Genomic DNA, 24,676 nt, shown 5'->3' on the forward strand with positions numbered 1-24,676 from the left:
GACCTCAATAAACCACATGTTTTGATAAAAAGCGCGGCGCGGAAATTTTATCAATTTAAATGACGCGCTTTTTCAATTTACGCGGCTCGCTACACAGGTGAATACGTCGGTAATGAATCATCTTCAAAGATTGCCGTAATTTCCTGCTCTAAATTTGGATAGTCAAACTTTGAAAGAGAGGTCTCCTTTGTTTGCATTGTGAGGTACCCCCATAAATAAGTTTCGCCATAGGCTTCTCCTTAATGTTTTTTTGAAATGGTGCCGTGTGCTTGCCCACTGACACCGCTATACCGTGATTGGCTCGATAATTATGACAATTAAGGTGGTTTTAAATTGATTGATTTTTTTGGGTTTATTAGACCACTACATTTCTCGTATTAATAATACCGAATCTAATAAGCGAAAAATAACGGTACAATCTTAAGCTAGACTATCTATTTTGCCATCCGTGGCGCATTCTCTTTATTTTTATGACTATCGCAAGTCATCCATTTGATTAAGCAGTAGCATCTGAAATCAATTGGGTTGCCGGTGCATCCTGTCCAAATCCTCGCAGCCCTACCACATGCACATGTTCGTGGTTTTTAAACACTTTACGTACCAGTTTATAAGTGGTCCCTTTTTCAGGGCTGATATTTTCCGGGGCGGCGATAATTAACTGCATTTGCAGGCGTTCACATAATTCAAACAAAGTAGCGATAGATTTAGCATCCAGACGCGCCGCTTCATCAAGGAATAATAACCGGCAAGGGGAAATATCTTTACCACGCAAACGGCGGGATTCTTCTTCCCAACTCTGCACCACCATCACCAATATCGACATGCCGGTACCGATCGCTTCACCGGTAGACAGCGCCCCACTCTCTGCTTTCAGCCAGCCATCCGATCCGCGGTTAACTTCAACATCCAGTTCCAAGTAGTTACGGTAATCCAGCAATTCTTCACCTATGGTTTGCGGCAAGCGCTGCCCCATATCTACTTGCGGATTCAGGCGCTGATAAAGTTTTGCCATTGCTTCCGAGAAGGTTAATCGTTGGCTGTTAAAGAGATCCTGATGCTGTTCTTGCTGCTCAGACAACACATCCAGCAATATTGCATGGCTTTCACGCACGTTGACATTCAACCGCACACCACGAACCTGTCCGAAGGAAACAGCTTGCAGCCCTTGGTTTAGCATGCGGATGCGGTTCTGCTCACGTTGAATGGTTTTGCGGATAATATTCGCCACACTTTTTGAACTGATGGCGAGTTTTTGCTCGCGGGCGGTCAGCTCTTCCGTCAAACGGGCCAGTTCAATTTCCATCTGTTCAATGGCATCAACCGGATCGTCAGTACGGATAATATCTTGACGAATACGTTCACGCAGGTGCTGATAAACGGCAATAAAGAACTGTACTTTACGTTCAGGCCGTTTGGGATCTTCTGACAAACGCAACGCATCACGTAGATGTTCGTTATCGGACACCGCCAGACGCAACGCACCCAATGCCTTATCCGACATGGAACGTAATGCGCCACCCTCCATATACGCCAGTTCACGGCGATGCAGACGACGCTCAACGCCATTGTCTTTCACCATGCGCATCACCGCACACCAACCCGCCTTGGCAGAAACCACCTGCTCACGGATTTGATAGTAATCCCGTTCCAATTTACGCAGTTTTTTCTGCAAGCTATCCATTTCCGCTTCGCAAAAAGCGATCTGCTTCTCAAGTTGGTTGACTCTGGAACGGTTAGTACTGAGCGCTTCATGGAGTCGATCTCGGCGCTCGCGGGCGCGCATTTCAGCATTCGTATCCGCCTGAACACCGATTTCTTTCATCTCCTGATGCAGCTCTTTCAGCATATCCTGTTTGGTTTCGTAAGAACTTTTTAGCGATGCCAGCACTTGGTTAAATTGGGCATATTGCGCTTGCTGTTGACGTAGCTGTTCGCGGGCGCGACTGCGGTCCGATTCCGCGTGTTCCAGACGCTGACGCAGTTTGTCATTCAGATCCGCATTTTCGTTGAGCATACCGGCAGAATCGCTGTAGCTAAAATGCGCACGACGCTGTACCACCTCCACCAGCGCAAAAGCCTGTTGTTTAGCCTGATGTTGGCTCTGTTTGGCGGTTTCATAGTCCTGCTGCAACTGTTCATGCTGCTGTGGATCGCTTTGCAGAACCGCAACCATCGGCTCCAATTTCGCCAGTGCCGAGCCATGTTGTTGCAGGAAATGGGCCGCTTCCTGCGCTTCATCCAATTCTTCACGTATTTCTTCTACGCGATCGATTAAGGTTTCATCCAGCAATAGCGTAACTTGAGGGATCAGGCGATTTAATGTCGTCAGGCTCTCTTTAGCCTGAGTATATTGCTGGCGCTGTTGTTGGGTCTGCTCTTCAAACCGGGATAATTCACGCTCCAGTTCCGTGTGACGCTGCCTCAGTTCGCGGATTTCCGCTTCCGGATCGGTATCAAATGCCACAGAGAGGTGTTTACCCACAAACTGACTGAATGACTGATGCGCACGCTGGATTTTCTGCACATCAAAAGAGAGCGTGGCGTAACGTTCCGCCAAAGTGTCGCGCTCCAGATTCAAGGCTTCTAAACGATTTTCTCTAGCGGCGCGACCAAACAACGGCAATTCAGGATAACGAGAATAACGCCATTGACGGTCGGAAGATTTGACCAGTACCGCATTGGTCTGCTCTTCAGCATTAAATACGCTGTCATCAAAGGATTGCGGATCACCTTCAATTAAGTAGAGATCTTCCGGGCAATCTTCCAGCGTTTCAAGATGTGGACGCACCAAGGAAAGATCGGGCACCACAATGCCATGTCGCGCGGGTCCATACAGGGCGGAGAAGTACGGCGCATCATCAATGGTGATATCGTCATAAATCTCTGACAGCAAAACCCCGCCGAAACGTTCCGCTAACGCAATCATCCGGCTATCTTCCGCACCGCTTGGTTGGCTGAGACGTTCAATCTGCTGTTCCAGATCACGTTTTTGCGCCGCAACTTCATCACGTTCTACCGTCGCTTCACGCTCGCGTTCAAGCAACTGCTGCATATATTCAGTCACGTCATTACTGCTTGCCAGTGTTTCACCGCTCTGTTCGCACAGTTGATGCAAAGTATCCTGCGCTGCCAACCAGACCGGAGCGCGAGCAGTCAATGACTGAATTTTCTGTTTCAGTTGTTCAAGCGCCTGGCGCATCTCCATACGGCGTTCACCGCTTTCATTAACGCTTAGGCTTAGCGCTTCCTGACGGGCTTCAAGTTCATTCTGTAACCCTTCCAGATCTTCGGCCTGATATTGCTGCCCCTGACGTTTACAAAATTCGTTTAATAAACGCTCTGCATTTTGTTGGTTGTTCAGGCGCTGCTCCAATTCAGCCAACTGCATGCGTAACGGCTGAACTCGATCCGCCAAATGTCGCTGTGATGACCAATCACGCAGCAATTCCCGGGCGCTCTGCCACGCTTCACTACGGCTGATTTCACCAACCATACTTTTGACTAATTGATACGCTTGTTCGAACTGATTATGTGCCGCATCAGCAACACTCAATTTCTGTTCCAATGCCAACAGGGCTTCTGTCGCCTGCTGCTCTTTAGCCTGAAAAGTTTCCAGCCATGTTTCTGCATTATCAGCGGCAAGATCCGGTAGCCGACAAAGCTCACGAGCACGTTCCAGCGCTTGTAGCGCCTGTTGATACTGAATAGCACGAGTTTGCTGAACATCCAGCGCCTGCTGGTAATCCGCCAACTGGCTTTTCAGCTCATCGACTTCCTGTTCTGCCGCTTCCGCTCTGGCTTCATATTCAGATTGAATTTCCGCAGCTTCTTCAACAACCTCAGTTTGTTCTTCCAGACGATAAGAAAGTTCTTCCAGATCCCCCTGATAACGATCAATTTTTTCCTGCTGACGCATGGCGGTTTGCACCAGATTCAGGTGGTCACTAGCGGCCTGATAATCCGTTTCTAAATCGTCAGAGGCGCCATTTTGCTCAGTCAGCTCCCGCGCTATCTCTACATGGCGATACTGCTCGGTTGCCAATTGCCTATGGCTGCCAAACAGTTCTCCACGTAATGCCAATGCTTGATCCAGATAGGTACGCCGCTCATTGGCATGGCGCATATAATCAGCGGAAACGTAAGAAGTTGCTTCGGTGATCAAATGTTTGAATAGATCGCGATCAGATTGAGTTACCCGGATAGCTTCCAGTGTTATTCGGTTTTCACGCAGCGCCGCTTCCATATCCTGAAATGCCTTGCGAACACCGCTGTTTTCCGGCAACAGGTAATCACGCAGGGAACGGGTAATGGCGCTGGAGATACCCCCGTACAGGGAAGCTTCGATCAGACGATAGAATTTACTGCGATCACTCGCTGAACGCAGGCGTTTGGGTATCACACCCAAATCAAACATCAGCGCATGATAATCGGTAATGGAGTTAAATTGTTTGAACTGCACGCCTTCCATTTCATCAAGGCGATCTTTCAGTTCATTCAATGGCAATACACGCGCTTGTCTTTCACCGACATTTTCAGTCAGTAATTGAGTCGGCTGGATCGCGGTTGGCAAGCCTTGGATCATAAAAGCTTTGATATCAACTTTACGGTCACGCCCCGCAACCTGTTGCAACCTCACCCCAACAATGACTCGCTGATGCCGAGAGTTAATCACATCCAGTGTTGAGTAACAGACCCCCGCCCGCAATTTGCCGTGCAAACCTTTATCACGAGAACCGGAAGTGGCACCGGCTTCGGTGGTGTTACGGAAATGCAACAAGGTTAAATCAGGGATCAGCGCGGTGACAAAAGCCGCCATCGTGGTAGATTTACCCGCCCCATTACCGCCTGATAAGGTTGTGACTAATTCATCAAGATCAAATGTTCTGGCAAAAAAACCATTCCAGTTAACCAGCGTCAGTGAACGAAATTTACCGCGTTCAATCATGGTTGTTCATCTCCCGCATCTTCTGCTGAGTTATCCGGTGTTTCATCATTTTCACTATCATCAAGCGACAAGCCGCCTTCAACCGGCATTGCTTCACCGTCACGGATCATCCTCAGTTGGACTTCACGAGGATCGTCGCCACTGCGTACATCCGCACCAAAACGGAATACCGCCTCAGTAATGGTAAATTTATTACTGTCATTTGGCAGGATATAGACCATACCCAGACGACGCAGACGGTTCAGTGTCGTGCGCACTTTTTCCTGCAATTTCTGTTTATCCAAATCGGAACCGGAGGAGCGCTGGTTGACAAACTTCATCAACTTGCCCTCATCGGCCAGTGAGATCAGCTCTTCGTACAGCTCTTGAGCCGTAAAAATCCCCTGATTAGCCAGGCGTTCCGGGCTGAGATAGAGATAACAGAGAATTTTTCCTACCATCATATCCAGCTCAGATAATACCGAGCGCGGGATCAAGGTCGTTGAACGGGGACGCAGATAGAAGAAACCTTCTGGCGCACGGATCAACTCCACATTATAGCGGGCGTAAAATTCCTCCAATTGCTCCTGAAAATCCATCAGATAAGCATGATTATCAAGATCATCTATCCCGATATGACGACCCGCACGAAGTTGGCTATCCAGTTCCGGGAAAAGTGAATTGGCTAACGCCTGTGCCAGTTTAACTGACATAAATTGTTCAATATGTGTCGATGACATGTGCCTGTACCTTGGCTCCGTAATCATTAATCGCTAACCATTCCGCTGGCAACCCAGAGAAATCCGCTTCTGCCACACCCAATCGTACAGCCTGATCCACCAAAATACGCGCCACATCAAAGTGACGAGAAAGCGGATGCTGAACAAGGTAATCCCTTAACACTGCACCTAAATCCAGTGGGCGCTGTTCCTGTCGATATATCAACAGCGCTTTTTCAATCATTTCTGCCAGCTGTTCGTTTATTTCACTGAATTCTTCATATTCCAGTTCTAATGGCAGTTCACCCGTCACCTCTTCATTACGTAACGTCAATTCTTCGTCCCGCATATCGAGCAAACGTTCGGCGTTAGCAATGGTGAGGGACCACGGATTATCAAAATAGTGTTGAACTGATTGACGTAAGCGCTGAGAGAAAATCCGGTTTTTATCCATATCAATCGCAGTACGGATAAATTTGTGAACGTGACGATCATAGCCAATCCATAAATCAATCGCCTGCTGACCCCAACTGATAATACGGTCCAGTTTGCTTTGCAGATCAAATACCAGTTTATCAACCAGCTCTGATCCTCCACTATCCATGTTGGCTTCCTGAATACGCAGCAAATTAGCCTGTAGTTTATCTCCGGCCGCTTCTAGTGTGTCCTGGAGTTCCCGCAACGTACCTGATGTTTCAGATAACAGTTGCTCACAATTGGCAATCGCTGCTTGCCAATCTTGATTCAGCAACGCCGCAATATCTTCTTTCACCGAGCTTTGCTGCTCGTCCATTACGCGCTGAGACATGTCGATGCTGTCGAAGATTTCTGCGACAGAATATTTCAGCGGCGCAAAAACATTACGGTGCCAGTGAAATTCATCTCCCCCTTCTTCTGCCGCTTCCGCAGCCCGGTGCAACTCACTCGCCACTACCGAAAGTTGCATCGAAAGACGTAAGGTAGAAAATTCCCGCTGACGAATATAGTAGTCACTGATACCCATCCCAAGCGGGGTTAAGCGATAAATTGCATTGCTCTCGGCTAATTCACTGGTAAAACGGTTAAGAATTTTCTGACGCACCATATCATTGATGGCATTGTTGGCCCGCACAGCGACAGATTCTGTGGTCTGCTCAAATCCTTTGCAAACTTCACGAAAGGCATCAACCAGCTCCCCTTCGCTCATCTCGCCATCCAGACGCTCGCTGTTCAACACCGCAATGGCCATCAGAAAAGCCAACCTTTCTGCGGGCAAGGAGATGGAAAAATCGTTTTTCCTGGCCCAAGACACCAGTTCCGGGACAGTCTGGGAATATTCACTCATAATTTGTCCTTTAAACTGTTAAAGCGGGCTTGCGTGCCATGACATGAATGTAGCGCCCCAAGCTGATATAAGGCTCCTGTCGGCAATAACGCTGTTCCAATTCCAGCAACGCCGGGAAGTTTTCGCTCTGTAATTGGCGATTTTGCAAATAATCGTGAAAAACACGCACGCCTGTTTTGCCGGTAATCGTCATATTTAATTCATCAAGCCATTGATATACCTGTTCCGGCGCCAATGGATTCTGAGGCGATAATGAACGTTTTCTGCGACGTTGTATATTGGGCGTCGCCAAATGAAAATTACCTAAAATAGCATTACGCATTACTAAGCCATTGGCATTGTAAAACATTAAAGACAGAGCGCCACCCGGATTAATGATATTCATTAGCACTTCTATTACATATTTCTGTTCGGTAATCCATTCCAGCACTGCATGAAATAATACCAAATCTACTGGCTGCTCTATATATTGGCTAATTTCCTGTACCGGGCTTTGTATAAATTGCATATTTTGGCTGACCCCTTTCTCTTCCGCGACCAGCCTTGCCCGCTGGATCATCTCTTCTGATAAATCACACAATATCACTTGATGACCCAATGCAGCTAATTGGCATGCCATATTTCCCTCACCACCACCCGCATCTAAAATACGCAGTGAACGCTGAGGTAATTGAGCCAGTAATTCGCTGATATCCTGCCAGACAACGGCTTGCCTGATTTTACCTTTGGTTGTGCCGTAAATATTACGAGAGAATTTGTCTGCAATATCATCGAAATTGCGATCCCGCATGAAAAGCTGCCTCACTAATGGAATAGATCTGATTTATCTGTTGAGATTTCATTACGCTAACTGCTATTTTCGCACAGCATTCGTTGATATAACCACTTTTGACGACAAACTGTGAACCACATGGCTATAATTCAACCAAATTAAGGTAAATAAATGCAATTTTTATTTAAAAAATACCTCGGCGCAATGGTAATGCCTCTGCCATTAATATTGCTAATTTCACTTGCTGCTTTATTACTGCTGTGGTTTACCCGTTGGCAAAAAACAGGTAAAACGATTCTGACACTCAGTTGGCTCACGCTACTTTTACTAAGTTTACAACCTGTTGCCGATAAGCTGCTGTTACCACTGGAATCGGTTTATGCTAAAAGCGCCACATCTGATCCCAGTCACATCAATCCACTGGTTGATTACATCGTCGTTCTTGGTGGCGGCTTCACTTATAACCCAAATTGGGCACCTAGTTCAAACTTACTTAACAACAGCTTGCCACGAGTGACAGAAGGTATTCGCTTATATCGCCTGAACCCCGGCTCTAAAATGGTCTTTACCGGTGGTAAAGGGGCAAATGTTAAAAGCAGCGCTGAAGTCGCCGCTGCCGTAGCCCAATCGCTCGGCGTACCCGCAGAAGATACGATCGCACTGACAAAACCAATGGATACTGAGCAAGAAGCCAATGAGGTTGAGAAACTGATTGGTAAACAACCCTTTATTTTAGTGACTTCCGCCAATCATATGCAGCGAGCGATAACTTTTTTTCAACAGCATGGGTTAAACCCGATTCCCGGCCCGGCTAACCAATTAGCGATCACTTCACCATTACATCCTTGGGAAAAATATCTGCCCTCAGCTTACTATCTGTCTCATTCAGAGCGGGTATGGTATGAAACTTTAGGCACGCTCTGGCAACGCATTAAACCGTCGAAAGATTTGGAACAGCCACAAAAATCAGAGCATTCTCAACCGAAATAATCCTAAAGCTACTTCTTGAAGTCAAAATGATGGAGAAACGAAAGCGCAATAGAAACAATATAGAAATAAACAACATAGAAATAAACAGCAATAAAATGACGCGCTTTCGTTAATCCAAAAATAAATTCAAACTACTAATCAGTCTCAATAAACATTTTTCTGACTGCGATCAGATCTTCCGGGGTATCAACACCCACTGCCGGCGCTTTTAATGCAATTCCCACATGAATTTTCTCACCGTACCAAAGTACCCGCAGTTGTTCCAGCATTTCAATTTGCTCCAACGGGCTTGGCTCCCACTGCACATAGCGACGGATAAAACCCGCGCGATAGGCATAAATACCAATATGACGCAGGAAATTATCCCCAATCGTTTCCCGTGATTGTATAAAACGGTCACGCTCCCAGGGAATGGTTGCTCTGGAGAAATAGAGCGCATAACCCTGTTTATCCATAACGACTTTCACTGCATTAGGATTAAAAGCTTCCTCTGCATCATGAATCTGCACGGCCAACGTTGCCATTCCCGCTTTGCAGCCCGCCAAATTCTCTGCAACCTGTTTAATAATCTCTTCGGGAATCAGTGGTTCATCACCCTGAACATTAACGATAATTTCATCATCGGCAAATTGATATTTGTCGATAACCTCAGCTAACCGTTCGGTGCCTGAATGATGATTTTCGTTGGTCAAGCAAGCCTCACCACCGGCAGCCACAACTGCATCAACAACATCATGATTATCTGTTGCCACAATGACGCGTTTAGCACCTGAACGCTTGGCCCGTTCCATAACACGAACAATCATTGGCTTGCCGTGAATATCAGCCAAAGGTTTACCGGGTAAACGGGTTGAAGCAAAGCGAGCTGGAATAATAACGGTGAACATGCCTTATTTTTCCTCATCCAGAGGTAATTCACGGGCTTCGTTATCTAACAGGACGGGAATACCATCACGTACAGGAAACGCAAGTCGATCCAACTTACAGATGAGTTCACAATTCTCTTTATCGTAGCTGAGTTTTCCGTTACATACAGGACAGGCAATAATTTCAAGTAAACGATGATCCATACATCCTCCAATTATGGAGCTTTAATTTAGTGCAACTTAGTGCGACCCAGAATAACATAAGCTTGGCATCATCGTTAACTCTTGTTATTTGATCTTTCGATCCCTTTCCCAACACTATCCACTGAAAAATCAGGCAAGCTGGTGAAAGCCCAAAACCATCTCGGTAGGCGTAATTGGCGCAAACCCTAATTGCCAATAAATCATCAATATAAACAGCAAACAAAAAACCGGAGAGTAAGCGTCGTTGTCAAAAATGACTCACTTCGCTACCCTCCGGGTTTTACCAAAGGTCCGTTTAAAAAAACGATTACCTTTGTTTGCATATGGTTCAATGCTTCCTCTTTACCACTTAAAGAATGGCAATAAAATAGCTTGATTTTGATAGGGTTTCAGAATGCTATCACATCTGCTGCGGTTAAATCATAACCTTTACGAATAATTGAAAATTCTACATCCTGCCCTTCTGTAAGTGACTTGTTTTTTGTATTAGCAATCGCTTTTCTATTGACGAATATGTCTTGTCCCCCATCCTGTGGAGAAATAAAACCATATCCTTTATGCTCATCAAACCATTTCACTCTACCCATCTTTAATTGTAATGTCATAATAACTCCCCCATTTGTCCATCTCACAATAATTTAATATATTGTTTTTGATGTCTTTTTACCCTTTATTCAATTTTCGAATAGAACCTCATCTCAGTTTCAATACCTTGACCTTGAAATACATTTCATTCGAGTAGTGCATCGTTTAAGTAACAGATACGAGCGGATATCCTACCAGAATCGTACATGTCTGAACCAAGAATACACAATAGTCGTTTATCCTTAATGGATAGTTTTAATATCAGTTAACAATGGCGAAAAATCAAATAAATCTGAAAAATTACTGAAATTGTACGAATTGTTGGCAAGGTGGGAACCATTTTGGTAGGGAGCAGAAGAGAGTCTCCCTGTTAACTATCATCGGGTTAGAGGCCGCTTTGATTAAAACATTAAATTTACTTAATATTTTTATTCATCTCCAATAACGAACAGATCTTGTTCAACATTATCTCTCCCTTTTCCTGAGGAAACCGAGCATCTACCGGTAAATACCACCAATTTGGCTGAGCAAAACTAAAACACTTAACCGCATCCTTTTCTGTCATCAGTAAATTCTGGTTTGTATCAGCCAGATGGCACAATTGATCTTGTGTGTACTGTTGATGGTCGGCAAATGCATACTCCTTTTGCAGGTCAGCGCCTAACTGTTGCAAGGTCGCAAAAAACCGTGGTGGATGCCCGATTCCAGCCATAGCAACAGCGTGAGGTATCAGATTCACCGCGCGTTTTTCACCGCTAACCATATTCACAGCTAATTCGCCAGCTAATGTCATCGATAATTCTCCTGACTGAGGGGAACCACCGTTGGTAATAATGGCATTAACCCGATTCAATCGCCCAGATAATTCACGCATTGGACCAGCCGGAAGCCACCAACCATTGCCAAAACGGCGCACACCATCAATAACCGCAATTTCAAAATCTCGCTGCAAAGCATAGTGCTGTAAACCATCATCAGTGACGATAATATCCAATGGCGTATCTGCCAGTAATGCTTTCACTGCTTCAACCCGTCTTGGGGCAACTGCCACAGGTGCGGCTGTTCGACGATGAATTAATACCGGTTCATCACCGGCCTGAGCCGTGGTGACATTTTCAGTCACCAACAGAGGATAATTTTCTGCTTTCCCCCCATAACCACGGGAAACAACACCAACCCGGCAACCTTTTTGCTGCAACTGCTCCACCAGCCAGATAACCACCGGCGTTTTACCATTACCACCGGCAGTTAGATTACCCACGACCACAACAGGCACAGGCGCTTTCCAAGATTGACTCAAGCCTGTTTTATAACTTAACCACCGTAAGCCACTTATCAGCCCATAAAGGGCTGAAAAAGGTAATAACAGTAAATAAAGCCATGAACGGCCTGACCATATGCGCTCAATCATTGCCCAAATTGCATCCGATGTAGTTGTGAGTAAACACCATTTTGTTGCTCCAGCAAAGAGAGGTGATTACCTCGTTCAACAATATGCCCATCTTCAATCACCAGAATTTCATCCGCTTTTTCAATGGTTGAAAGACGATGTGCAATAACCAGCGAGGTTCTATTTTTCTGCAATTCATCCAATGCCGCCTGAATTGCCCGTTCAGATTCCGTATCCAACGCCGAAGTTGCCTCATCAAGAATCAGCACCGGAGAATCACGCAATAAGGCACGCGCGATAGCAATACGCTGACGCTGACCACCGGAAAGCAATACGCCATTTTCACCGATCATGGTATCCAGGCCATTATCCAACTTCCTGATAAAATCCATTGCGTAAGCCATCTCAGCCGCCCTCTCAATCTCTTCACGGCTATATTGGTTTTCACTGGCATAAGCAATATTATTCGCTACCGTGTCATTAAATAAATGCACATTCTGCGATACCAGAGCAACCTGTCCACGCAAAGAAGAGAGCGTATATTCCCGTAAATCATGGTCATCAAGCAGAATACTACCTTCATTGACATCATAAAAACGGGTCAGCAAATTCGCTATTGTGGATTTACCCGAACCGGAACGCCCAACTAAAGCGACAATTTTACCCGCCGGGATATGCATAGAAATGTTTTGTAGCGCCGGCAGTTCCTTGGTCGGGTAGCAAAAAGTCACATTACGGAATTCAATATTACCGTCCGCTTTTTTAAGCTCCAATTTGCCATCATCTTTTTCCTGTTCCATATCCAGAATAGCAAACAGAGTCTGACAGGCCGCCATGCCCCGCTGGAATTGCGCATTAACATTCGTCAAAGATTTTAACGGACGCATCAGCGCAATCATTGATGAGAATACCACGGTAATTTTACCCGCAGTCAGTGTGTCCATAATCTCCGGAAAACTTGCCGCATAGAGAACAAAAGCCAAAGCAAATGAAGCAATAAGCTGAATAATTGGATCAGAAATTGAGGAAGCAGAAACCATCTTCATGCCTTGTTGACGCATATGGTTACTGACTTTATTAAAGCGCTCAGTCTCTACTTTCTGCCCGCCGAAAATGAGCACTTCTTTATGCCCTTTTAACATCTGCTCAGCACTGGCAGTGACTTGCCCCATGCTGTTCTGCATATTTTTACTGATATCACGAAATCGTTTCGATACCACGCGAATCACTAATGACACGATCGGCGCAATCACAATCAGGATCAGAGATAATTGCCAGCTATAGTAAAACATCAAAACAAACAGGCCGATAATGGATGCCCCTTCCCTGACCACGGTAATCAGTGCACTGGAAGAGGAGGAGGCCACCTGTTCAGAATCATAAGTGATACGGGAAAGCAGAGTCCCTGTAGATTGCTGATCAAAAAATGATACCGGCATCCCCATCATATGGCTGAACAGATGGCGACGCATCTGCATCACCACTTTACCGGAGACCCAAGAGATACAATAACTTGATACAAACCCGGATAGCCCTCGCATAATCATTAAAGCAATCACAATCAGCGGCATCCATTTCAGTACATCACTGCTTGCTTTGCCGAAACCTTCATCAAGTAAAGGCTTAAGCAATGAAAGCATTAACGTATCACCGGCAGCATTAAGGATCAGTGCAACCGCAGCAACTATCAGCCCAATCCTAAACGGAGAGATAATTGGCCATAGTCGGCGAAACGTCTGCCAGGTAGAAAGGTCTTTATCATTCATTATTGAGTTACCAACACAAAAGAAATAGCGGGTTATTCTACTCATGATCACCACGAATACCAAACCACTGATGATACCAACGTGACATAATTTGTTGCCTATAGCTCATCATTTCAACATGATCGCCATAAAAATAAGCGGTTATCTGCCCGGATACCGCGGTGCTACGCCATTCTGCTCCGGTTTTACGATAACGTCGCTGTACCTTAACCGAAGGGAGTCGCCACGGGCTATAACGTGCAACAGAGGCCAGTGCATATTGTGGTGAGACGGTATGAATAAAAGCGGCTGTAGATGACGTATTACTACCATGATGTGGAACTTGCAATATGGTCGATTTTAAATTCTCTTTTTCTATTCCCAATAGCTTGTATTCCCCTTGTTTTTCCAGATCTCCGGTCAAAAGTAAGCTATGTTTGCCATCATCTACCCGAATGACACAGGATTCGTCATTACCTGCGTGTAATGATCTTACCGGCGGCCATAATACACGGAAGCTCAACTCTTGCCAGCGCCACTGTTCACCGCGTATACATGGAAGATGTCGCTGATTGATTAAAGAACTTCTCACAGCAATACTAGGATATTTTTGTTGTAAGAATTCTAACCCGCCCGTATGGTCAAGATGATCATGACTGATAATAATCTGCTCTGGCGTTAATCGATGCCAACGCAAATAAGGGACAATCACTCTTTCAGCCATACTGCCGGTTTCCCAACGATTACCGGTATCAAAAATCAGCGCTTTGCCATCTTTTTCAATGATAACCGCAAGGCCATGCCCAACATCCAGCATAGAAAATCGCCACAGATATTCTTCATTGCGCCTCAAATAGCAGAGCATTATCCCCAAAGAAATCGCAATCAGTAACTTATATGATTGCCACCAAGCAAATCGCCAAATAATGACAACAAACCAACCAATAAACGTTATTAAGAAGGGAAAACGGCCAGTTTCACTCCATGACTGTTGCAAAACTGGCAAAGGAATTAAAGAGAAGGTTACAGAGTAATCGACTAATTGCCATAATAAAGCGTGAATAAAGGAACAAAAATTGCTTATTAATGCCAGCATAATCAACGGAACAGTAATAAAAGAGATGATTGGCACGGCCCAAAAGTTAGCCAATAAAGCAGAAAAATTGACACCATGAAATAATAATAGCTGGAGAGGAATAAGCATCAGCATCATACCCATCTGCATATATAACCCTCGCAGCCATAGCCATTTCCAACCATAACGAAATGGCTCAATCAACGGCGCCCAAAAGAACCAGAACATTAGCGCCATCACAGCAAAGAAAGAGAGCCAGAAGCTATCAGAAAGCACAGTCAGGGGATCAAATAAGAGAATCATTGCGGCTGTCCACAATGCCCACTGCCAAGGGAAACAAAGAATATTTTTGTAACGTAAATATAGCCAGAGCGTTAAACCCAGTAATGCACGAATAGCCGGAATGCCCCAACCCGATAACCAGACATAATTTATTGCCACTATCCAACCAGTAATCAATGGAAATCTGTGCCCTATCCAGTGCGCGGGAAAGAAGAGTTGTAATAATCTTGCCATCCACCAACCAAACATACTGGCAACGGTAATATGCAACCCAGAAATAGCCATAAGGTGAGCCGTACCTGTTTGTTGCAATAATAAATTATCCTCCCTACTTAACCACCGACGCTCTCCGAATGCTAATGCCATCGCAATACCACTATGCCTCAATTCACGAATATCCGGTGCAATATGAGTGACTAATCGCTGACGTAAGTTACATTCCCCATCAATTAATTCAGCATGAATGACTTTCCCTGTTAAAGGCTGACGGATAGCCAATGCCCTACGCTGGCTATCATATCCCCCCTGATTTAGCTGACTATGAACCGGTCGCAATTTCATTTTCAACAGCCATTCTTGACCAGCACACAGAGATTCGGGCGAAATATCCCAAGAAGCGGAAACATACAGTGGCGGAAAAACAACTCTGTTTTCATTCTCAATAATACGCAGAATAATCCTGCCTTGCTCTTCATTATCTAATGATAAGCTTTCAATAATAACTCGAGATAAATGCACTTTCTCACTAAAATAGATTATCTGTTCGAGCAGATGATTTCCCTGCCAGCACCCAATAAGAAATGCCAGTAATGAAATTGAAATCATCCGGCAAAGACAAAATGGCAAGAATAAACAGAATAGCGCCAGTAATAGCAATGTAATAATCTGCCATTTCCGTGGTAACTCCGGTAGAAAAAGCAAGGGTACAATACCGATAATAATAGCTATTGCAGCCTGATTCACGCTAATGATTGGTATAGGTTGTTTCCAATTTTTCGTTATCTTGTTTGTCAAAACTGAAAACCACATCCTTATTCATCCTTACCCTTTTATTTTTCCAGCAGAGTATTCCTTATTTTTTACAATGCCGCCAGAAGCATAAGAAAAATTATCAAACACCTTCGCAGATTAATTTCAGGCTAGCAATCTTTTCAAAAATATATGCGAACAGCTTCGCAAATACAGAAAACCCCCACCTACTCATTACTTAACAAATGTTATATATTGGTCGCAAATCCAATATTGCTATACTGATATCAAATAAAATATTTCGTAAGGTTTTGTCTGTAATCCTCATTACAGACATAAATAAACATTATAAGTTATTATGAACTCACAAGAAGTTACATTATCCACTTATTATTATAATTAAATATTAAATTCATTTTTGAAATTATTAACCAAGTCTATGAATTAATAGAGCAATCAACCTAACCATATGTAAAACAATAGAAATTATTATTATCAGACATTACCTTAGTTATTGATCACTAAATTAGTGAAACTACTTAAATGACTGTCCACTTTTTGTTTTGTGATTACGATCGCATTGATTAAGTTTAAATAACATTAAATTAATGTTTCCATTCTATTTTTATATGGAAAATAATCAAAAAATCATGTTAAATACAATAAGGTGGTTTTTATGAAAAACAAAATAATTGTATCTGACTCTCTGCAAGAACATCATCTTACTAAACTATTTAATGATGAAGTGTTAGCAATCCATATAAAGAAATATGTTGATAACCCTCTTGCAGACAAGCTCTCTGATTTTTTCCTCTCCCACGAAAATCTAGAATGTCATCCTCATGATTTGAAAAAAGGAGATGAAGTTGTTTTAGTTGATTATGGTGTTGATAGAATCGGTCCATCTTACAATACAACTTTTGGCAAATCCAAAGATAGCGATAGCTATAAAAAATACTTTGAAAATGCACTACCTGCCATCAGAAACGTCAGAAATTTCTGTGCTCCAGTATTAGCCCCTTTCGATAAATTTCGTTTAGAACTGGATGAAATATGGTCCGCCGGAGCCAGTATTGCCAACTTTGAAGGTAAAAAGATGCACGCGGGTATTGCCAGAGTGATGAACAGGCCAGAACGCTCTTTCATGGTTGAAAAGCAACCTCATTTTGATGGCCTTCAACAACAATCGGTCAATTTGTTGGGGCAATTCTCAGTGAATATCTATATAAGCATGCCTGCAACTGGAGGAGAGTTAGAGTTGTGGGATGTTCCTGAAATCCCTATTACTGAGTTAATCGAAGATAATGCAGAAAATGATTGGCGAGGCACGCTTCCGCCATCCGTCCTTATTAAACCAGAACAAGGAGATTTGATCATAATAAACACCAGGAAACCCCATGCTATTCGTAGTTTTCCCGAGGGGTGCAGAATATCATTACAAAGCTTCGTTGGATTATCACTAAATAAACATCTCATGTTATGGAATTAATTATATGGTTGATGTAATCAGTACATTAGGAACATTTTTTCTTTTAGGATTGGGAGCTGCGGCTCCCGTTGGCCCTATAAATATAGAAATTATGCGTAGACACTTGAATATCAGTTGTCTTCACGCAGTAGTTTTTGGTTTAGGCGCCTGTTTTGCCGATATAATTTATTTATTACTTTTAGGTTTTGGTATATTACAACTGTTTTCCAATACTATTTTTATGCCTATTTTTGGTTTTTTAGGAGCATTAATGGTCATTTGGTTTGGTATTACCAGCTTCATAAATAAGAAAAATGAGGAAAATATCAATATCATCGCCAAATCCTATCATAGGCAATTTTTTGATGGTGTATTGTTAACACTATTAAATCCATACAATGTCATTTTCTGGCTGTCTGTCAGTGCACAACTTAATAATATTGCATCGGGTAAATATAGTTTAGCTATTGGTGCAACAGGGACAATTATTGGCGTTATTGTTTGGGTTGCCTTTATTAATACTGTTATATTCTTCTCCAGGAAAATGCTCAGTCACCGTGTTATCAAGTTTATTAATTACACCAGCGGTGTCGTTCTTATTATGCTTGGAATCTATTTCTTCTCATATTCAATAACATTATTTAATCTGAAATTTCTTTAAGTCAGGAAATGCTATGCCTGAGGGGCGAACAACGTTGTTAATCAAACGAAATTTCGTGGATATCCATCCTTAGGCATAATTAAAATAACTGCTCTGGTTTCATTACTTATTGTTAATTAAACGAGAAAGACTATATACCCTATGGATTTCAAGATGGCTCGCGACGGCAGGGGAGGAATCCCCGGGAGCATAGATAACTATGTGACCGGGGTGAGAGAGTGCAGCCAACAAAGAGTCAACTCGGGTATATCAAGCTGTGGGACATCTTATCCGTACTAAACAGAGGTTACCGGAGCAGTAACGATTATCGACACGCGAATTAAATTCAAAGCTACAGCAAAGATATTCTCAATTCTCTGCCCCCGTTTCGTCGTGTTATCTGATAAGACATTTACGTTATTAAAAAACATGATCAAACAAACCTAGTTGAAGTTGCTGTGACTTTGGTATATATTTTATGCAAGAGTTTTTAAAATTAATTTCCTTGTAGGAAGTACTTCAAGATGAATGCACCTGATATTAAAAAAGCACAGCATGTTGCCTACGCTCAACGTGTAAAAGAGCAGAAGAGTAGTCATGCAGCTCCACAGCCTGTTATACAAAGACCTGCTTTAAGTGTGCCATCAGGTAGTTTCGTTGCTGGTATGGCTCCAAGCTTCTGATTCTTCCCCCTATACCGCACATGATATAATGAGCCAGTGTTTATAATATTTGGTTCTTTTTTTATGACTGTTGAACACATACCGCCTTCTGAACAAATTTATTTACTCAATCAAGAGCTAATCCAAAACGCTGATAGCTTAGCAGGGCCAGCAATCACTGTTGGTGGTCAAGCTGTGCGCTACTGGGTGAATACATACCTTCATAAATACTCGAAAGATAATTTACCTAATGAAGTTTTCATAACTTCTGTTGATGTTGATTATGTAACAAAACGGAACAATGTTGAAAACATCGCCAAAGCATTCAACGTTGAACCTCATTATAACAATCCACTTGATTTCCCATCTATTGCAATATGCCTTCTGACCGATAAGGACACAAAGACAATTAAAGAGCATGAAGGCCGGTTGTTCTCTAACCCTGATAACAATGATGAATGTAACCTTGTTGATATCATTGACCGGCCAGCAGGTTTTGAACACGACGATTTATCTGGCGACAAACTATACTTGAATACAGAACGTTTTATGATTAATGCAGCGCCAGGCTCTCATGAGCTCGTTCGTATTTTGAATCCTATCGCTTGTATTCGATCTCGCCTCGCCAACATTGTGAATAAAGTCAAAGACGATATTGAGGTCGAGAAAGAGCGCATCAGAAGCCTGATGATCCCTACTTATTACTTTCTGTTAGAAAAACTTGAGCATGAAGATTTTCGAACAGCCAGAAAATATGTTGAAGACTTTGGTTATCTGCTACAAGAACGATCACGGCGTCATTGTCTTGTAAAATATGGGATTGAACTCCATAAAGTTCTTGAATCACTTCAAGTTAATCTCTCTGAACACAGGGATGATTACGAGTTGCCGGATATGTTTCTTGATGAAGAGTTAAGGCGAATGGCTGATCATCATAAGAATCAATATATTAGACTAAGAGCTCAATTACAGTTAGACCAATAACTTTATAAGAACGAACGCCCTATTGGGCGTTTCAGACCGCTATTTTTAAAGCCCGGTTTATCTCTTCTGGCTCGCCATTCTTTTATAACTTTAAGAACACCTTCTAGGTTATCTTCAATGCCTTCCTCAGGATAAAATATTAAATCACCACCAGAGGCGGTATTCTGATATTCTATCCAATGTGCCAGCTAACTTACGCCCCATGTCAAACATATCTGTTACACCACCGGCAATGATGTAAGTACCGGGATGTTTACCACAGGTAACCTTATCTCCTTCACAAGTTGTTGCTCGTCCATCAAATGTCATAGTGTGGTCACCAGTAATAATCTGGCCGCCACAAGTTGTTTTATCACCAACCAACAGGAAATATCCTATTGCCATCTATTGATTTCTGGGGACATAGGAGACACAACGTCAGATTGACAGGATTATGGGGAAGGTTTTATCAGTATAAAAATTTAGCTCTTTTTATATGAGCCTTGATTAGATCAAAAAAGTGCTAACCAAAAGGCCAGCACTTTGTTATGAATCTAAAACAGCATCGAAACACTGTTTAGAATAAGCAATAACTTGTTATCTTCAAACTTAATCGTAGATATTCACGCGATCACGCAACTCTTTGCCAGGTTTAAAATGGGGAACGTATTTACCTTCCAGCTCCACTTTATCACCGGTTTTAGGGTTACGACCTACGCGCGGAGCACGGTAGTGAAGAGAAAAACTGCCGAATCCGCGCACCTCTATACGTTCACCATCTGCCAATGTTATTGCCATATGGTCGAGTATTTCTTTCACTGCATCTTCAACGGTTTTGGCCGAAATATGAGATTGCTGGCCAGCAAGTCTTTCAATTAATTCAGACTTGGTCATGAGTACCTCCCTAAACTACCGCACTTGGATAACACTTTCGTGTTATCCACCGTTATTCACTTGAATTATTCGCCTTTCGCTGCTTTGAAAGCTTCAGCCATTGCATTGTTTGCAAAGTTTGCGTCTTCTTGTTTGTTCACAGAAGCGATAGCGTCTTTTTCGTCAGCTTCGTCTTTGGCGCGAACAGACAGGTTGATAACGCGGTTTTTGCGATCAACACCAGTATATTTAGCTTCAACTGCATCACCCACGTTCAGAACCAGTGTTGCATCTTCAACACGGTCACGTGAAGCTTCTGATGCACGCAGGTAACCTTCAACGCCGTCAGCCAGTTCTACTGTCGCACCTTTAGCATCAACTGCGGTAACTTTACCATTAACAATAGCACCTTTCTTGTTCACAGACAGGTAGTTATTGAATGGATCTTCCGCCAGTTGTTTAATGCCCAGAGAGATACGCTCACGCTCTGCATCTACTTGCAGAACAACAGCTGCGATTTCATCGCCTTTTTTGTATTCACGAACTGCTTCTTCTCCAGCAACGTTCCAAGAGATGTCAGACAGGTGAACCAGACCATCAATGCCGCCATCCAGACCAATGAAGATACCGAAGTCAGTAATAGACTTGATCTTACCTTCAACACGGTCATTTTTGTTGTGAGTTTCAGCAAATAGCTGCCAAGGGTTAGCTTTACACTGTTTCAGACCCAAGGAGATACGACGACGTTCTTCGTCGATATCCAGAACCATAACTTCCACAACGTCACCAACGTTAACCACTTTGGATGGGTGGATGTTTTTGTTGGTCCAGTCCATTTCTGAAACGTGTACCAGACCTTCAACGCCTTCTTCGATTTCTACGAAGCAGCCGTAATCAGTCAGATTAGTTACGCGACCAGTCAGTTTAGTGCCTTCTGGATAACGCTTAGCGATTGCCACCCAAGGATCTTCGCCCAGTTGTTTCAGGCCCAGAGATACACGGGTACGCTCGCGGTCAAATTTCAGTACTTTAACTGCGATTTCATCGCCCACATTGACGATTTCACTTGGATGTTTAACACGTTTCCAAGCCATATCAGTAATGTGCAGCAAGCCATCAACACCGCCCAAATCAACAAATGCGCCGTAGTCAGTCAGGTTCTTAACGATACCTTTAACTTCCATACCTTCTTGCAGGTTTTCCAGCAGTTGATCACGTTCTGCGCTGTTTTCAGATTCGATAACAGCACGACGAGAAACCACGACATTGTTGCGTTTCTGATCCAGTTTGATGACTTTAAACTCAAGCTCTTTACCTTCCAGGTGAGTTGTATCACGAACTGGACGAACATCAACCAGAGAACCAGGCAGGAATGCACGGATACCGTTCAGTTCAACAGTAAAGCCGCCTTTCACTTTGCCGTTGATGATGCCGGTAACAGTTTCTGCATCTTCGTAAGCTTTTTCCAGCATCAGCCACGCTTCATGGCGTTTTGCTTTCTCACGAGACAGAACAGTTTCACCGAAACCATCTTCAACAGCGTCTAGAGCAACATCAATTTCATCACCAACCTGGATTTCCAGCTCACCCTGAACATTTTTAAACTGTTCTACAGGAATAGCGGATTCTGATTTCAGACCTGCATCAACTAATACAACGTCTTTATCAATAGCAACAACGATGCCGCGAACGATAGCACCTGGACGAGTTTCAATAGATTGCAGGGATTCTTCAAAGAGTTGAGCAAAAGATTCTGTCATGTTAATGATCTTCAAGATTTTAATTTAACGTCCATTTAGCTTCCCGCCGAATGGGGTTGTTTTACATGCCCCGCTACGATTCCTGTAACAGGGTTGTTTAGTTTGCGGAAAAATTCTCTACCCGCGTACTCAATTTTTAGTACATCGTCACCAATTATAAGCTAAAAACTTAAAATCGTTCAGGTAATTGAAAGAATTTTTTTCGCATAATTTAGCGCCTGGTCGATAACTTCCTCGATAGACATACTGGTTGAATCCAATATTAATGCATCTTCAGCCGGCGCTAATGGCGCAACTGTCCGGTTACGATCGCGGTAATCACGCTCCTGTATCTCGGACAAAAGACATTCAAAGTTAACACTAAAGCCTTTTTCCTGCAACTGTAGCATACGTCTGCGCGCGCGTTCTTCTGCGCTGGCATCAAGGAATATTTTCACCGGGGCATCAGAAAACACTACGGTTCCCATATCACGGCCATCGGCAATCAAGCCCGGTGCAACCCGAAAAGCACGCTGACGCCGTAACAAGGCTTCACGAACTCGTGGGAAAGCAGCCGCCTGCGAGGCAGTATTACCGACCGTTTCGGTGCGGATCTCATTACTGACATCCTCGCCCTCAAGCATTACACTGAGCTTCCCTTTGCCAGGGACAAAACGTACATCAAGATTAGCAGCCAGAGGAACTAACGCATCTTCAGACTGGATATCCACCTGATGATGAATCGCGGCCAGTGCCAACACTCGATAAATAGCGCCTGAATCAAGCAGTTGCCAGCCTAAAACCTCTGCCAATGCCTGGCATAACGTTCCTTTACCTGCGCCGCTTGGCCCATCAACAGTTATTACTGGGGCTATCGCCACCATTATTGTTCTCCTTTAGCATGGCAAGTTAACACTTCATCAGATGCTGAATATTTACTCAATAAAATAATCAATATCTGCCGTTTATTATATGCACTCACAGAGTGAACGAAATAAGCGCATGCCATGTATACCCGTTATCTTTCAAGTTGCCTCTTTGTTGGCTGCACTCGCTCACCCCAGTCACATAGTTAGCTATGCTCCTGGGGATTCGCTCCCTTGCCGTCGCGATCCATCTTGAAATCCATAGGGTATAGATAGATTTTGCTCAAAGAAATACGCTTTATTGAATCATAATAATCGATAATTATGACTTTCGCTGGCTTAATCTCTCCAATTGATCGAAATAGTTGGGAAAAGTCTTTGCTGTACAACCTGGATCGAGAATGGTAACTGGTGTATCGGACAGCGCCACCAACGAGAAACACATCGCCATTCTGTGATCATTATAGGTGCCAATTTCAGCAGGTAATAATCTTGGTGGCGGTGTGATGCGAATGTAATCAACCCCCTCTTCCACCTCTGCGCCGACTTTACGTAATTCAGTTGCCATCGCATGGAGCCGATCCGTCTCTTTTACCCGCCAGTTGTATATATTGCGAATGACGGTCTCCCCTGCCGCAAACAACGCCGTGGTTGCAATGGTCATAGCAGCATCAGGGATCTCATTCATATCCATATCAATGCCAGTAAGGGTGCCACGTTCACATTCAACAAAGTCATTACCCCAACGAATTTTCGCCCCCATTTTTTCCAGTACATTGGCAAATTTGGTATCCCCTTGCAGGCTATGTTTACCAATTCCGGTCACCCGTACAGTGCCGCCTTTAATTGCTGCGGCCGCCAGAAAATAGGAAGCAGAAGAAGCATCACCTTCAACCAAATAGTGACCAGGAGAAACGTATTGCTGTTGGCCTTTAATATGGAAAATCTGATATTGGTCGTGATTTACGCTAATACCAAAACTTTTCATTAATGCCAGAGTGATATCAATATAAGGTTTGGAAACTAATTCCCCTTGAATATGAATCTCAGAATCATTTTCTGCCAATGGCGCAGCCATCAGCAATGCGGTCAAAAATTGGCTGGAAACACGGCCATCTACCATTACTTTGCCGCCGATAAAGCCGCTTTTGATGTGTAGCGGTGGATAATTTTCCTGCTCCAGATAATCAATTTCCGCCCCCCCTTGACGCAAAGCATCCACCAGGTGACCAATCGGACGCTCTTTCATTCGGGGTTCACCAGTAAGAACAACGTCATTTTTGCCCAAGCACAACGCGGCGGTTAGGGGACGCATCGCCGTGCCGGCGTTACCCAGAAACAGTTCTACCGGCCCTTTATGGGTAATTAACCCACCAATACCGTCAACTTCACAACGGGTACGATCATCAGATAAATGATAACTGACACCCAATGCAGCCAAAGCATTGAGCATATGGCGAATATCATCACTGTCCAACAAGTTAGTTAAGCAGGTAGTACCTTTGGCAAAAGCCGCCAGTAATAGCGCACGGTTAGAAACACTTTTTGACCCTGGCAGGTTAATAGTTCCACTAATGGAGGAAATAGGTTGTAGCATCAGGGATTGCATAAATAACAGGC

At 43.7% G+C, this 24,676-nt stretch carries 20 protein-coding genes and 1 pseudogene; 5 read left to right on the forward strand and 16 right to left on the reverse strand.

The window, feature by feature from the left end:
- Positions 1-496: 496 nt before the first annotated feature.
- From mukB to cmoM, 4 genes are read right to left on the reverse strand one after another with little or no spacing between them, the layout of a single operon-like run.
- Positions 497-4,945, reverse strand: a complete 4,449-nt coding sequence (gene mukB / locus BA1DRAFT_RS16100) for a chromosome partition protein MukB (protein ID WP_036781136.1) — start codon at positions 4,943-4,945, stop codon at positions 497-499.
- Positions 4,942-5,664 carry a chromosome partition protein MukE gene (mukE, locus tag BA1DRAFT_RS16105; protein WP_036781139.1) on the reverse strand — a complete coding sequence of 241 codons (723 nt, stop codon included), beginning with the start codon at positions 5,662-5,664 and terminating at the stop codon, positions 4,942-4,944. The genes mukB and mukE overlap by 4 nt, the downstream gene beginning before the upstream one ends.
- Positions 5,645-6,967 (reverse strand): chromosome partition protein MukF, encoded by a 1,323-nt coding sequence (gene mukF / locus BA1DRAFT_RS16110; protein WP_036781141.1) that lies wholly within the window; start codon positions 6,965-6,967, stop codon positions 5,645-5,647. Before mukF ends, mukE begins: the two co-directional genes overlap by 20 nt.
- A 10-nt stretch (positions 6,968-6,977) precedes the next feature.
- On the reverse strand, positions 6,978-7,757 hold the full coding sequence (gene cmoM, locus BA1DRAFT_RS16115; protein ID WP_036781144.1) for a tRNA uridine 5-oxyacetic acid(34) methyltransferase CmoM: 780 nt from the start codon (positions 7,755-7,757) through the stop codon (positions 6,978-6,980).
- Between the two features lie 153 nt (positions 7,758-7,910).
- On the opposite strand from cmoM, the gene elyC reads away from it, so the two are divergent.
- Positions 7,911-8,729, forward strand: a complete 819-nt coding sequence (gene elyC, locus BA1DRAFT_RS16120) for an envelope biogenesis factor ElyC (RefSeq protein ID WP_036781146.1) — start codon at positions 7,911-7,913, stop codon at positions 8,727-8,729.
- Positions 8,730-8,863: 134 nt separating this feature from the next.
- On the opposite strand, the gene kdsB is transcribed toward elyC, so the two are convergent.
- The 6 genes from kdsB to BA1DRAFT_RS16150 all read right to left on the reverse strand — a co-directional run bounded on the left by kdsB (position 8,864) and on the right by BA1DRAFT_RS16150 (position 15,905).
- A complete protein-coding gene (gene kdsB, locus BA1DRAFT_RS16125; protein ID WP_036781150.1) occupies positions 8,864-9,616 on the reverse strand; it encodes a 3-deoxy-manno-octulosonate cytidylyltransferase in 753 nt (250 codons plus the stop codon).
- A 3-nt stretch (positions 9,617-9,619) separates the two neighbouring features.
- Positions 9,620-9,799: a Trm112 family protein gene (locus tag BA1DRAFT_RS16130; RefSeq protein ID WP_036781152.1), complete on the reverse strand. Its 180-nt coding sequence runs from the start codon at positions 9,797-9,799 to the stop codon at positions 9,620-9,622.
- A gap of 389 nt (positions 9,800-10,188) precedes the next feature.
- Positions 10,189-10,404 (reverse strand): cold-shock protein, encoded by a 216-nt coding sequence (locus BA1DRAFT_RS16135; RefSeq protein ID WP_036781154.1) that lies wholly within the window; start codon positions 10,402-10,404, stop codon positions 10,189-10,191.
- Between the two features lie 395 nt (positions 10,405-10,799).
- Positions 10,800-11,795, reverse strand: a complete 996-nt coding sequence (lpxK, locus tag BA1DRAFT_RS16140; RefSeq protein WP_036781157.1) for a tetraacyldisaccharide 4'-kinase — start codon at positions 11,793-11,795, stop codon at positions 10,800-10,802.
- Positions 11,792-13,543, reverse strand: a complete 1,752-nt coding sequence (msbA, locus tag BA1DRAFT_RS16145; protein ID WP_036781198.1) for a lipid A ABC transporter ATP-binding protein/permease MsbA — start codon at positions 13,541-13,543, stop codon at positions 11,792-11,794. The genes lpxK and msbA overlap by 4 nt, the downstream gene beginning before the upstream one ends.
- Positions 13,544-13,577: 34 nt before the next feature.
- Positions 13,578-15,905, reverse strand: coding sequence for a ComEC family protein (locus BA1DRAFT_RS16150; RefSeq protein WP_051560822.1), 2,328 nt, complete (start codon positions 15,903-15,905; stop codon positions 13,578-13,580).
- A 616-nt stretch (positions 15,906-16,521) separates the two neighbouring features.
- Between BA1DRAFT_RS16150 and BA1DRAFT_RS16155 the strand changes: the two genes are divergently transcribed.
- From BA1DRAFT_RS16155 to BA1DRAFT_RS16165, 4 genes are all read left to right on the forward strand, one after another.
- The gene (locus BA1DRAFT_RS16155) at positions 16,522-17,334 is read left to right on the forward strand and encodes a 2OG-Fe(II) oxygenase (RefSeq protein ID WP_036781159.1); all 813 of its coding nucleotides are present in this window, start codon (positions 16,522-16,524) and stop codon (positions 17,332-17,334) included.
- A 4-nt stretch (positions 17,335-17,338) separates the two neighbouring features.
- The gene (locus BA1DRAFT_RS16160) at positions 17,339-17,974 is read left to right on the forward strand and encodes a LysE family translocator (protein ID WP_036781161.1); all 636 of its coding nucleotides are present in this window, start codon (positions 17,339-17,341) and stop codon (positions 17,972-17,974) included.
- 503 nt (positions 17,975-18,477) lie between these two features.
- A complete protein-coding gene (locus BA1DRAFT_RS23570; protein WP_011145917.1) occupies positions 18,478-18,636 on the forward strand; it encodes a hypothetical protein in 159 nt (52 codons plus the stop codon).
- Positions 18,637-18,699: 63 nt separating this feature from the next.
- Complete coding sequence (locus tag BA1DRAFT_RS16165; RefSeq protein ID WP_036781164.1) at positions 18,700-19,599, forward strand: hypothetical protein; 900 nt, start codon at positions 18,700-18,702, stop codon at positions 19,597-19,599.
- Between the two features lie 2 nt (positions 19,600-19,601).
- Here BA1DRAFT_RS16165 and BA1DRAFT_RS22205 read toward each other — a convergent pair whose 3' ends face one another.
- The 6 genes and pseudogenes from BA1DRAFT_RS22205 to aroA all read right to left on the reverse strand — a co-directional run bounded on the left by BA1DRAFT_RS22205 (position 19,602) and on the right by aroA (position 24,665).
- Positions 19,602-19,787 (reverse strand): bacteriocin immunity protein, encoded by a 186-nt coding sequence (locus BA1DRAFT_RS22205; RefSeq protein WP_082303708.1) that lies wholly within the window; start codon positions 19,785-19,787, stop codon positions 19,602-19,604.
- Positions 19,765-19,983: pseudogene (locus BA1DRAFT_RS16170) on the reverse strand (PAAR domain-containing protein); the annotation flags it as partial. The gene BA1DRAFT_RS22205 and the pseudogene BA1DRAFT_RS16170, both read right to left, overlap by 23 nt.
- A gap of 204 nt (positions 19,984-20,187) precedes the next feature.
- A complete protein-coding gene (ihfB, locus tag BA1DRAFT_RS16175) occupies positions 20,188-20,472 on the reverse strand; it encodes an integration host factor subunit beta (RefSeq protein WP_011145915.1) in 285 nt (94 codons plus the stop codon).
- Positions 20,473-20,537: 65 nt separating this feature from the next.
- Entirely contained in the window at positions 20,538-22,211 is a 1,674-nt protein-coding gene (gene rpsA / locus BA1DRAFT_RS16180; protein ID WP_036781169.1) for a 30S ribosomal protein S1, read from the reverse strand.
- 179 nt (positions 22,212-22,390) lie between these two features.
- A complete protein-coding gene (gene cmk, locus BA1DRAFT_RS16185) occupies positions 22,391-23,074 on the reverse strand; it encodes a (d)CMP kinase (RefSeq protein ID WP_036781172.1) in 684 nt (227 codons plus the stop codon).
- 304 nt (positions 23,075-23,378) lie between these two features.
- Positions 23,379-24,665 carry a 3-phosphoshikimate 1-carboxyvinyltransferase gene (gene aroA / locus BA1DRAFT_RS16190; RefSeq protein WP_036781174.1) on the reverse strand — a complete coding sequence of 429 codons (1,287 nt, stop codon included), beginning with the start codon at positions 24,663-24,665 and terminating at the stop codon, positions 23,379-23,381.
- Positions 24,666-24,676 lie beyond the last annotated feature (11 nt).

The organism is Photorhabdus aegyptia, assembly GCF_000612035.1.
Taxonomy (GTDB): domain Bacteria; phylum Pseudomonadota; class Gammaproteobacteria; order Enterobacterales; family Enterobacteriaceae; genus Photorhabdus; species Photorhabdus akhurstii.

Bases quoted from the DNA above. Each gene is read 5' to 3' on its own strand.
- BA1DRAFT_RS16155 (WP_036781159.1), top strand. From the start codon at position 16,522: ATGAAAAACAAAATAATTGTATCTGACTCTCTGCAAGAACATCATCTT.
- mukE (WP_036781139.1), bottom strand. From the start codon at position 5,664: ATGTCATCGACACATATTGAACAATTTATGTCAGTTAAACTGGCACAG.
- BA1DRAFT_RS23570 (WP_011145917.1), top strand. From the start codon at position 18,478: ATGAATGCACCTGATATTAAAAAAGCACAGCATGTTGCCTACGCTCAA.
- BA1DRAFT_RS16130 (WP_036781152.1), bottom strand. From the start codon at position 9,799: ATGGATCATCGTTTACTTGAAATTATTGCCTGTCCTGTATGTAACGGA.
- BA1DRAFT_RS16150 (WP_051560822.1), bottom strand. From the start codon at position 15,905: ATGTGGTTTTCAGTTTTGACAAACAAGATAACGAAAAATTGGAAACAA.
- kdsB (WP_036781150.1), bottom strand. From the start codon at position 9,616: ATGTTCACCGTTATTATTCCAGCTCGCTTTGCTTCAACCCGTTTACCC.
- BA1DRAFT_RS16165 (WP_036781164.1), top strand. From the start codon at position 18,700: ATGACTGTTGAACACATACCGCCTTCTGAACAAATTTATTTACTCAAT.
- BA1DRAFT_RS16135 (WP_036781154.1), bottom strand. From the start codon at position 10,404: ATGACATTACAATTAAAGATGGGTAGAGTGAAATGGTTTGATGAGCAT.
- lpxK (WP_036781157.1), bottom strand. From the start codon at position 11,795: ATGATTGAGCGCATATGGTCAGGCCGTTCATGGCTTTATTTACTGTTA.
- aroA (WP_036781174.1), bottom strand. From the start codon at position 24,665: ATGCAATCCCTGATGCTACAACCTATTTCCTCCATTAGTGGAACTATT.
- rpsA (WP_036781169.1), bottom strand. From the start codon at position 22,211: ATGACAGAATCTTTTGCTCAACTCTTTGAAGAATCCCTGCAATCTATT.
- cmoM (WP_036781144.1), bottom strand. From the start codon at position 7,757: ATGCGGGATCGCAATTTCGATGATATTGCAGACAAATTCTCTCGTAAT.
- elyC (WP_036781146.1), top strand. From the start codon at position 7,911: ATGCAATTTTTATTTAAAAAATACCTCGGCGCAATGGTAATGCCTCTG.
- cmk (WP_036781172.1), bottom strand. From the start codon at position 23,074: ATGGTGGCGATAGCCCCAGTAATAACTGTTGATGGGCCAAGCGGCGCA.
- BA1DRAFT_RS16160 (WP_036781161.1), top strand. From the start codon at position 17,339: ATGGTTGATGTAATCAGTACATTAGGAACATTTTTTCTTTTAGGATTG.
- mukB (WP_036781136.1), bottom strand. From the start codon at position 4,945: ATGATTGAACGCGGTAAATTTCGTTCACTGACGCTGGTTAACTGGAAT.
- mukF (WP_036781141.1), bottom strand. From the start codon at position 6,967: ATGAGTGAATATTCCCAGACTGTCCCGGAACTGGTGTCTTGGGCCAGG.
- ihfB (WP_011145915.1), bottom strand. From the start codon at position 20,472: ATGACCAAGTCTGAATTAATTGAAAGACTTGCTGGCCAGCAATCTCAT.